Raw genomic sequence first — 600 nt, forward strand, 5'->3', positions numbered from 1 at the left:
GACATTGTCGGCCTCCCACGGGTCGGCCTGGTAGGTCTCGTAGGAGGTCAGGTACATCGCCGGTCCCGCCTCGCCCCATCCGCCGTTGGGCAGGTACTCGAAGTCGAGTTCGCTGTAGGCGGGATCGTTGTCGTAGGCCAGCGGGGTGATGGTGTAGAAGGTCTGGACGACCCGGTCGCCGTCCGGGCCCGTGGTCGGGGCGTCGGCGAACCGGACGCGGGCGGCGTAGGTGCCCTCGAAGAACTTCTCCGCCCCGAAGGTCAGCTCCGCCTGGGTCGTCCCCGCAGGCGTCCCGTCGGTCGAGGCGAGCAGCCGGAGCAGCGTCGCGCCCGCCTCCGTGGTGAAGCGGACGGCGTCGGCCGACCAGGTCGCACCGGGGACGCCCGGGCCGCCGGGGTAGCCGCGGGCGGTCCAGCCGTGGTCGGCCAGTGCCGGGTCCCCGCTGCCGCTGTAGGCGAAGTCGTCGAAGAAGACTCCGCAGGAGACCGACGCCGCGTCGGCGACATTGTCGGCCTCCCACGGGTCGGCCTGGTAGGTCTCGTAGGAGGTCAGGTACATCGCCGGTCCCGCCTCGCCCCATCCGCCGTTGGGCAGGTACTC

Annotated in this window: 1 protein-coding gene; it reads right to left on the reverse strand. The window is 71.7% G+C overall.

The genetic code is table 11. The features are described 5' to 3' along the window. A partial coding sequence (locus DEF28_RS26720; RefSeq protein ID WP_267900220.1) for a glycoside hydrolase family 16 protein occupies positions 1 to 558 on the reverse strand: 558 nt, incomplete at its 3' end. Positions 559 to 600 lie beyond the last annotated feature (42 nt).

The organism is Marinitenerispora sediminis (assembly GCF_003336425.1).
In the GTDB taxonomy this organism is placed as follows: Bacteria; Actinomycetota; Actinomycetes; order Streptosporangiales; family Streptosporangiaceae; genus Marinitenerispora; species Marinitenerispora sediminis.